Annotated in this window: 8 protein-coding genes and 1 pseudogene; 3 read left to right on the top strand and 6 right to left on the bottom strand. The window is 67.5% G+C overall.

The window, feature by feature from the left end; all coding sequences use genetic code 11:
- Positions 1-25: 25 nt before the first annotated feature.
- The 3 genes from ACFVHO_RS29310 to ACFVHO_RS29320 all read right to left on the bottom strand — a co-directional run bounded on the left by ACFVHO_RS29310 (position 26) and on the right by ACFVHO_RS29320 (position 1,594).
- Positions 26-412, bottom strand: a complete 387-nt coding sequence (locus ACFVHO_RS29310; RefSeq protein WP_385720933.1) for a fic family toxin-antitoxin system, toxin component — start codon at positions 410-412, stop codon at positions 26-28.
- Complete coding sequence (locus ACFVHO_RS29315; protein WP_385720935.1) at positions 409-705, bottom strand: DUF1778 domain-containing protein; 297 nt, start codon at positions 703-705, stop codon at positions 409-411. The genes ACFVHO_RS29310 and ACFVHO_RS29315 overlap by 4 nt, the downstream gene beginning before the upstream one ends.
- 208 nt (positions 706-913) lie before the next feature.
- A complete protein-coding gene (locus ACFVHO_RS29320) occupies positions 914-1,594 on the bottom strand; it encodes a hypothetical protein (RefSeq protein WP_385720938.1) in 681 nt (226 codons plus the stop codon).
- Positions 1,595-2,280: 686 nt separating this feature from the next.
- Between ACFVHO_RS29320 and ACFVHO_RS29325 the strand changes: the two genes are divergently transcribed.
- From ACFVHO_RS29325 to ACFVHO_RS29335, 3 genes and pseudogenes are all read left to right on the top strand, one after another.
- Complete coding sequence (locus ACFVHO_RS29325; protein ID WP_385720958.1) at positions 2,281-2,613, top strand: ribosomal protein L7/L12; 333 nt, start codon at positions 2,281-2,283, stop codon at positions 2,611-2,613.
- A 651-nt stretch (positions 2,614-3,264) separates the two neighbouring features.
- Complete coding sequence (locus ACFVHO_RS29330; RefSeq protein WP_385720941.1) at positions 3,265-3,456, top strand: hypothetical protein; 192 nt, start codon at positions 3,265-3,267, stop codon at positions 3,454-3,456.
- A 464-nt stretch (positions 3,457-3,920) separates the two neighbouring features.
- Positions 3,921-4,010: pseudogene (locus ACFVHO_RS29335) on the top strand (IS5/IS1182 family transposase); the annotation flags it as partial.
- A gap of 15 nt (positions 4,011-4,025) precedes the next feature.
- Here ACFVHO_RS29335 and ACFVHO_RS29340 read toward each other — a convergent pair.
- The 3 genes from ACFVHO_RS29340 to ACFVHO_RS29350 all read right to left on the bottom strand — a co-directional run.
- The gene (locus ACFVHO_RS29340; RefSeq protein ID WP_385720944.1) at positions 4,026-6,626 is read right to left on the bottom strand and encodes a tetratricopeptide repeat protein; all 2,601 of its coding nucleotides are present in this window, start codon (positions 6,624-6,626) and stop codon (positions 4,026-4,028) included.
- A gap of 38 nt (positions 6,627-6,664) precedes the next feature.
- The gene (locus ACFVHO_RS29345) at positions 6,665-7,114 is read right to left on the bottom strand and encodes a hypothetical protein (RefSeq protein WP_385720947.1); all 450 of its coding nucleotides are present in this window, start codon (positions 7,112-7,114) and stop codon (positions 6,665-6,667) included.
- A 171-nt stretch (positions 7,115-7,285) separates the two neighbouring features.
- On the bottom strand, positions 7,286-7,736 hold a 451-nt coding region (locus ACFVHO_RS29350), incomplete at its 5' end, for a hypothetical protein (RefSeq protein WP_385720949.1).

A 7,736-nucleotide genomic window follows, 5' to 3' on the forward strand; every position in this document is an offset into this window, starting at 1 on the left:
TGCTCTCAGGAAGGGATTGGGTTACTCAAGCCACGGCCCAGTCGCGCAGTTGGCGGGCGATTCTGGCCACGCCGAGTGCTCCGGTAGCCGCGTCGCGCACGAGCGCGACGGCCGCCTTGGGCTGGTAGTCGAGTTCGCGCGCGTTGAGGAGCAGGTACGCCTCGGTGGTGTGCCAGGCGAAGGCGTCGTTGGAGTGTTCCAGGCACGGGAGTTTCGCCAGGGTCTGCAGCAGGGCTGCGGCCTTGAGGAACAGCGATCCGTAGATGTCGCGTTCCATGGCGCGGGCATTGACCCGCGCGACGGCGGCGTAGAGCGGCCCGAAGTCGTCGACTTGCGGGTCACCGTCGAGGAGCTCGGCGGCGTGCAGGAGGAAGGTGACGTCGAGCGGGAGGGCCGGTTCGGGCTGGGTCACGCGGCGTGTCCTCGCTCCGTCTGCTCGAGGTCCCGCTGCGCTTGCTGCTCGGCGGCCCGCTGCTCGGCGCTGGCGTCGAGGTTGCCGGGCTCGGCTGCGAAGGCTGCGCCGCTGCGGGCCATGGACGTCCGGAAGGCCTCCAGGTAGCGCCTCTCGACGGCGATCGCGCGGTCGTAGGCGGCCGAGAGGATGTACTCCTGCATGCTGATGCCCGCCGCTCTCGCCGCGGCGGCGATGGCCGCGCGCTGCTCGGGATCGGGGAAGCGGAGGTTCATCGCTTTGGGATCCGTCATGGCCCCTACGGTACCAGCGGTACCAGTCGATGTCAGAGGTCGCGTTCGGGCCGGATTCCGGCCGCTTCTGGCTGCTCGATCCCGGCGCGACGGGCCGGGGTCGGGGTGCGCGCTTCAAGCGGAACCATTCTCGTCTTAGTGACATTAAGGTGTGGGTGGGATGGGAGCAAGGCGCCGCGTACGGTCCGCTGCCCACGTACGGCCGTGGTCAGTACATGAGGTTGGCACCGGGGTAGGTGTGAGTCGCCGCGTCCGGTGGGGCCGTGCCGATGGTGAAGCAGCGGCCGTCGGCCACGGCAAGGGCCGTGGGTTTACCGTCCGCGAGGAGTTCCAGTTCCAGGGAGATCGCGTGGGCGGCTCCGGGGGTTTCGGCATCGAGGCAGAAGAGGAACTCCAGCGCGTCGCCTTGGCTGAGGTTCAGGCCCAGGCTGGTGAGCTCCTGGTTGGTGTCGTCGAACAGCCTGACGGAAGTGCCGGTGGGACCGATGGTGACGTTCGCCCGGCGCCTCAGGTAGCCGTTGCCGCCGAGCTGGGTGACCACGGTGGAGTGCATGACCAGGCCAGGCAGCTGCCGGACATGGGGCCGTACCCCCGTGATGACCAGGGACTGGGCCCGCCCGGCGAGGAGGACGGACCGGATGTGCCAACTGACGGGGGCAGCCCGTTCGCAAGAGAGCCAGGCGTCGACAACGTCCATGCCGACCTCGATGGGCGGGGCGCCGGAGAAGTCGACACAGGCGGCAGGACATACCCAGTTGCCGTGGGTGATGTCCAGGGTGTGCAGCTCCGGCTTGCGCAGGCGCGGCCGGGCCCGCCAGGCCAGGGCCACACCCACGGTGGCGGCCACCCCTGCCACCAGGCCGCCGATGCCGGCGAGGATGTCAGTCATGGCCCTCCTCCGTGTCACGGCTACGAGCTGTACCTGCACGGTCGCACGCTTGGACCGGGATGGCACTGGGCGCAGGAGGATGGCCCTACCGCCCGCGCGGCGCCCGGAGCAGGGCGCACAGGCTACGCACACCCCTCTATATGAGGCGGCGCGGCCGCTGAACGGCACACCCGCGGCTGTGATGTCGTCGCGACGCGCCCCCGGGGGAGCCTTACCGTGCCGGGGAGGCTCGGGAAGAACCGGAGGGCGCAGCGGGGCAACGTCGTCGCGGTGTCCGGCCGCACCTGGTTCTTGCCCGGGCAGGCAGATCGACAGCACCCCCTTGGGAACCCTCAGGCTCCTCGGGGTCGGGACGCTCCTGGCTGAGATCAGTACGGACGTGGAGCTCGACGTCAGCATCATTCCCATGACGTGCCGTCAGCGACTGCTCCCGGGCATGGCTGCCCTGCTGGAACGGGCGGGCCACGAAGACGACCGGAGATCGACCGCAGCAACCAGCCGGCCGAACGAGCGGTGCGAGTTTCACCTCGGCGCCGGCGGGGCCGAGCCTCAGTCTTCGACTTCGCCGAGCCATGCCTTGTCCGCGCTTTTGACGTTGATGCCTGAAGGTGGGTCCGGGCGGCATGATCCGGCACCTTGTGGTGGGGTCTGCCGGCCAAACGGTGTGGTGGTACCCGATGGGGGGGATGGTGGAGGAACCTGAGTTCGGCGTGCTGTTGGCCTCGAGCGGAGGCCGGGGGCTCGACCTCGTCCAGGCGATTCGGTCAGTGACGGGGCTGAGCGCATGGCGAAGCAAGCAGCTGCTTGAAGCCGCTCCGACGACACTGGTGGATCGGACATGGTTCGAGGCCGCGGTGGATGCGGCGATGCGCCTCAACGCGGTCGGTGCGCGAGCTGATGTGGTCTGCAGGTGGTGTGAGCGAGTGATATCTCCGCAGGACTGCCCGGTGGACCCGGAGCCGTGCTCATCACCCTTTTTGTCTCCGAGCGGCTGCCCGGCGAGCCAGCCGAGGGCTTGATCAAACCGCGGCTGTCCTGGCCTGGACCACTACGCCCGGACCAGAGCCGCTGAAGCAGCCGCCGCCGACACCGATAGCCGATGAAGGCGGTCAGGGCGCTCGGCGGGGTCGAGGGCGCCGGCGAGAAGTTGAGAACCCGTATGTGCCCCCACGGGGGCTGGTTGAGGCTCTGGTGGCGCGGCGGTCTGGTATTGGGTTGCTAGGGGTAGCGGGACCGCACAGGCTCAATCTCCAATGCGCGGTCACCGATCCGGAACTGCCCTTTGGACTGCTGCTCGACCACTTCCCGCAGCTCGGCCATGACCGCGTCGTAACGCTGCCGGGTCACACACCCGACCTTCTTCTCAGCGGGCGTCGCGCCCACCCCCAAATGCCGAAGTGCGGCGGATCCACTTCGCCGGCGATGTACCCCGGCCTTCCCTGAACTGCAGTGTTCTCCCGCTGCCAGATCCGTAGCAACCCAAGGCCAGAGCTCCGCGCCACGAGAGTGAGCGTCAACCAGTCTCAACAACCCCTTGGCTCTGTACGCGAGTTTCGATCTTCCGCTATGACTATCTGCGAGCGCAGAAGGACGAGCACCCTCGGTCCCACCTCAACATCCACGGTCACCTCGATTGCGAAGTCCTCGGCGGCCGCAGGCTCCTTGAAGACGTGCACTTCCCGACCGGCCGCATCCCCATCGAAGCAGTCATCCGGCTCCTCATCGTTCAGTTCGAGGTGCCCGCGGCCACACCTGACGACGTCTGGATGCCCGTGCTCACCACCAGTGAAGCCGCGTTCCAGGAGATCTGCGAGAAGCCCCTCTCAGGCCCCGAGTCCCTGGAGGATGTCGCCACCGGTTGATGGGAGGCATTCCCATGGTTCCGATATGCGCAGCTCCCAATAACCCGTCCGGTTCGGCGCCAGCCACCATGCCGCCGTTCCGAGGGCTCGCCGAACGGGGTCATCTCGATGGCGACGGGCGAACGCGCCGCCTCCTGATGTCCGTGTCGGGATGAGGACTCGGGTGTGCCTAGCTGCACACATCAGCGCCGGGTCATATGTGGTCCGGGAATGCAGTTGCCGCTGAGAATGTGGCGCGGTTTTTGAGATATAGGTTCTCACAGCTCATGTCGGGAACCGCTCTCGTGGCCTGCGGCTTCTCCCACCGTCTCACTTCGTTTCAGACGTTGGATTCTCAGCCCCGTGTCGATTCCTCGACGCTTGTCGACGATCGGTGAGACCTGTCGAGGTGCTGACCTGTGCTGTCCTGTCGCAGCGCATCTGGCAGATAGTGGCTCGCTGGCCTGCGAAGGGGTCGATTGGCTTTCCGGCGACTACGCATCTGATGAGAACGAAGGGCCGACATTTACGGAATACTTCTCAAGCTGGCCTGCTGTCTCATCACCTGCCGCTAAATCGGGCACACTGTGCTAAGAGTTGTTAGACCGTCTGACTTGTCGCAAGGCCGCGTCGAGGTTGGTTTGGGCACCACTTTCCTCTTGATGGTCGCCTAGTTCGCGATGGATGGTCGCGGCTCGGGTGAGGACGTCGATGGCCTCCTCAAGCCGACCGACTCGCTGCAGAGCAGCGCCCAGGTTGTTCAGCGCTGCGCCCTCGCTGTGGTGGTCGCCGACTTCCTGGAAGATGACGACGGCTCGAGTGTTGGCGTCGATGGCCTCCTCCAACCGGCCCACACGGTGCAGGGCGAGGCCGAGACGGCCCAAGGCCGGACCTTCGCCGTGGTGGTCGCCAGTCTTCCGGAAGATGGCGGCAGCTTGGGTGTTGGCGTCGATGGCCTCCTCAAGCCGACCGACATCCCCGAAGACAATCGCGAGGTTGGTCACGGCTGTGCTTTCGCTGTGGTGATCGCCTAGTTCGCGATAGATGGTGGCGGCTCGGGTGTGTGCGTCGATGGCCTCTTCGATTCGGTGCACCCGGGTCAGGGCGAGGCCGAGGTTGTTCAGCGAGTCACCTTCGCCGTGGTGGTCGCCAAGTTCGCGAAGGATGTCGGCGGCTCGGGTGTGTGCGTCGATGGCCTCGTCAAAGCGCCGCACCTCGGCCAGGGCACTGCCGAGGTTGTTCAGCGTTCTACCTTCGCCGAAATGGTCGCCAAGTTCGCGAAGCACGTCGGAGGCTCGGGTATGGGCGTCGATGGCCTCCTCAAACCGGCCCACACTCGCTAGAGCCATACCAAGGTTGTTCAGCACCGCGCACTCATGGTGACGGTCATCCAGACCACGGAAGATGGTGGCGGCTCGGGTGTGTGCGTCGATGGCCTCGTCAAAGCGCCGCATCTCACCAAGAGCAAGGCCCAGGTTGGTCAGCGCTGTGCCTTCGCTGTGTTGGTCGCCAAGTTCGCGAAGGGCGTCGGCGGCTCGGGTGTGTGCGTCGATGGCCTCTTCGAACCGGCGCACGCCGTTCAGGGCGAGGCCGAGGCCGTTCAGCGCCGAAGCTTCCTCAAGCCGGTCAGGGAATGCACGGAAGATGGTGGCGGCTCGGGTGTGGGCGTCGATGGCCTCTTCGAACCGGCGCACAAGGGTCAGGGCGAGGCCGAGGTGGTTGAGTGCCCCGCCTTCGCGGTGGTGGTCGCCAAGTTGTTGGGACGCGGCCAGAGCAGACTGGCTGACAGTGATCAAGTCGTCGAAATGGCGTCGCTGGTAGAGGTATCTACCGATGGTTAAGGCGAGACGGGCACTGGTCTTGAGGTGGCTTAGGGAAAGGCCCGCGCTAGCGGCTGCGACCAGGTTGAGATGTTCACTGTCCAGCCAGGCGAGAGCCTGACGGCGGTCCGGGAATCGGGCAGAAGTGGGGTGAGGCAGGGTTTCCAGGTGGGTGTCGGCGGCTTTGGCCACGCTTAGGTAATGCTCGGAGAGGCGGGTGATGGCGGCGTCGCGGTGGTCGGTGTCGGTCTGGGCGTGTCCCCGGTGGTCGGCGTAGAGGCGGATCAGGTCGTGGAGGCGCCAGCGTCCCCACGCGGGTCCGGGTTCGATGAGATGGGCGCGGGCCAGGTCCTGCAGGAGTTCCTCGGTCTGCGGTGGGTCGGTGTCGGCCAGGTGGGCGGCGGATTCGGTGGACACGTCGGGGCCGGCGTTGAGCGGCAGCAGGCGGAAGAGGCGGCCGTGGTCGGGGCCCAGGCGCTGGTAGGACAGGTCGAAGGCGGAACGCACCGCGCGGTCCTCGCGGCGCAGGCGCTCCAGGCGGGTGTGCTCCGTTTCCAGGGCCTGGGCCAGGGAGGCCAGGGGGCGGGTGGGGGTGTCGGCGAGCAGGGCGGCGGCGATCCGCAGGGCCAGCGGCAGGCCCGCGCACAGCCGGGCGATGGTCGCGGCATGCTCGGGCGCGTCCTGCACGCGGGTGTCGGCGGTGCCGCGGGCCTGCAGCAGGACCTGGCGCAGGAGTTCCACCGAGGCGTCCGGGTCCAGGGTGTCCAGGTCGTGGAGACGGGCGTCGATATCGAGGGTGTGGCGTGAGGTGAGCAGGGTGGCGGTCGTGCCGTCGGTGGGCAGCAGCGGGCGGGCCTGCTCGGCGGTGGAGGCGTTGTCGATGACGAGAAGGATCCTGCGGTCCTGCTCGGCGAAAGCGGCCAGCACGCTGCGGTACAGCCGGGACCGGTCCTGCAGGTCGGCGGGGACGTGCTCACCGGGCATGCCCAGAGCGCGCAGCATGCCGTCCAGCGCGCGTTCGGGCGACAGGTGGCGTTTGGTGTCGTAGCCGAACATGTCGACGAACAGCACCCCGCCGGGGAACCAGCCGGGCTCCTTCAGCGCCCGGGCGGCGCACTGCACGACCAGCTCGGTCTTGCCGACCCCGGCCAGCCCCGCCACCGCCGTGACCAGCACCGCGCGCTGCTCTGGACAGCCGGGGGCCAGGGCCTGCAGCAGGTCCTCCACTGGTTGCTCACGGCCGGTGAAAGTGCGGGAGACGGGAGGCAGTCCGGACAGCGCCGGGGTGATCTGCGGGGGCAGCACCACGGTGATGTCCCGGCCCTGGATCACCGCGTGGAAGAAGACTCCACCGCTGATCGTGTTCGACACCTCAGAGCTTGAACTCTCGGTTGCGCCGTCCATGTCGGTCAGGTCTGCGGTGGTGGTGTGCCGGTGCTGGGGGCGGCTGGCGGCGGGGGCGGGGTGGTGAAGGAGATTCCGGTGAAGTCCCTGCCCTGGAGCACCGGCCCGTGGAAGGTGCCGTCGCTGATGGTGTTGCTCACGTCGCCGTCGCCCGTGCGCACCCGTTTCGCCTGCTCGTGCCATTGCTGCAGCCCGGTACGGAAGTCCGCGTCGAGGGCGGCCCGCACTGCCAGCGCTGTGCTGAGCGCCTGCGCGCGTGCCGGATCGGCCGGGGCTGCTTGCAGCGCTTCCAGTTCTGTCGTCCCCGAACTCACCGCAGGGTCCTGCGCGGCGTTTTGGCCGCCCTGGAACGGGCGCCGTACCAGCGCGGCCAAACCTGCCCACGCCTGACGGCCGACCTCGCCACCAGCTCCGCCCGCCAACGCCACTAACAGAACTACCGATATCGGTTCCATCCCCCGCACCACCCTCCGTGCAGAAACACTCACCGGCAGTAGACGCAGTACGGGGCGCCGCGGTTCCTGCTGAAGGCCAACGGCCAACCCGTGCCAGGCCCGGCCTGGAATCTCCGCCGAGCGTTTGCGTCCGATCGTGGTGGTACGCAGATGGTGTGAATCCGGTTCCTATCACCTTTTCCTGGTGCGGCCCGGGTAGGAGCCGGCGGGGCGAAGTGGGACGTCGTTCTTGAGCAGGGCCAGGCGCACGGTGGCGAGGCTGGTTCCTTCGCGGTCGGCGATGTCCTGCAGCGACAGGTGGTCTTGTTCGTACCAGGTGCGCCATTGGCTGATGCGGGTGGCGGTGTGCTGGGTGCGGCGGAACCGGGGCGGGCTCCAGTCGACTGGATGCCGGGACAGCAGGTAGATGACGTGCGCCGTGGTGGTGTGGAGAGTCTGTGCGATCTGGGCGATGGAGAAGTCGCCGACGGGCATGGCCTGATGGAGCCGCGCCACGGTGATGCTGTCCGGATCAGGGCCCGGTAGGCGCAGTACGTCTTCCGTCCCAGCGGGCTGATGATCAGCATCCACTGCATGCGAGACATGCTTGAAGCCATCGAGTTGGGAAGGCCGTTGTCCCAGA

Origin of the sequence: Streptomyces sp. NPDC127108 (genome assembly GCF_042677545.1) — a bacterium.
GTDB lineage: Bacteria > Actinomycetota > Actinomycetes > Streptomycetales > Streptomycetaceae > Streptomyces.

What these genes read in the sequence shown, in the direction of transcription:
- ACFVHO_RS29315 (WP_385720935.1), bottom strand. Translation starts at nt 705, where the DNA reads ATGACGGATCCCAAAGCGATGAACCTCCGCTTCCCCGATCCCGAGCAG.
- ACFVHO_RS29320 (WP_385720938.1), bottom strand. Translation starts at nt 1,594, where the DNA reads ATGACTGACATCCTCGCCGGCATCGGCGGCCTGGTGGCAGGGGTGGCC.
- ACFVHO_RS29325 (WP_385720958.1), top strand. Translation starts at nt 2,281, where the DNA reads ATGGTGGAGGAACCTGAGTTCGGCGTGCTGTTGGCCTCGAGCGGAGGC.
- ACFVHO_RS29345 (WP_385720947.1), bottom strand. Translation starts at nt 7,114, where the DNA reads ATGGAACCGATATCGGTAGTTCTGTTAGTGGCGTTGGCGGGCGGAGCT.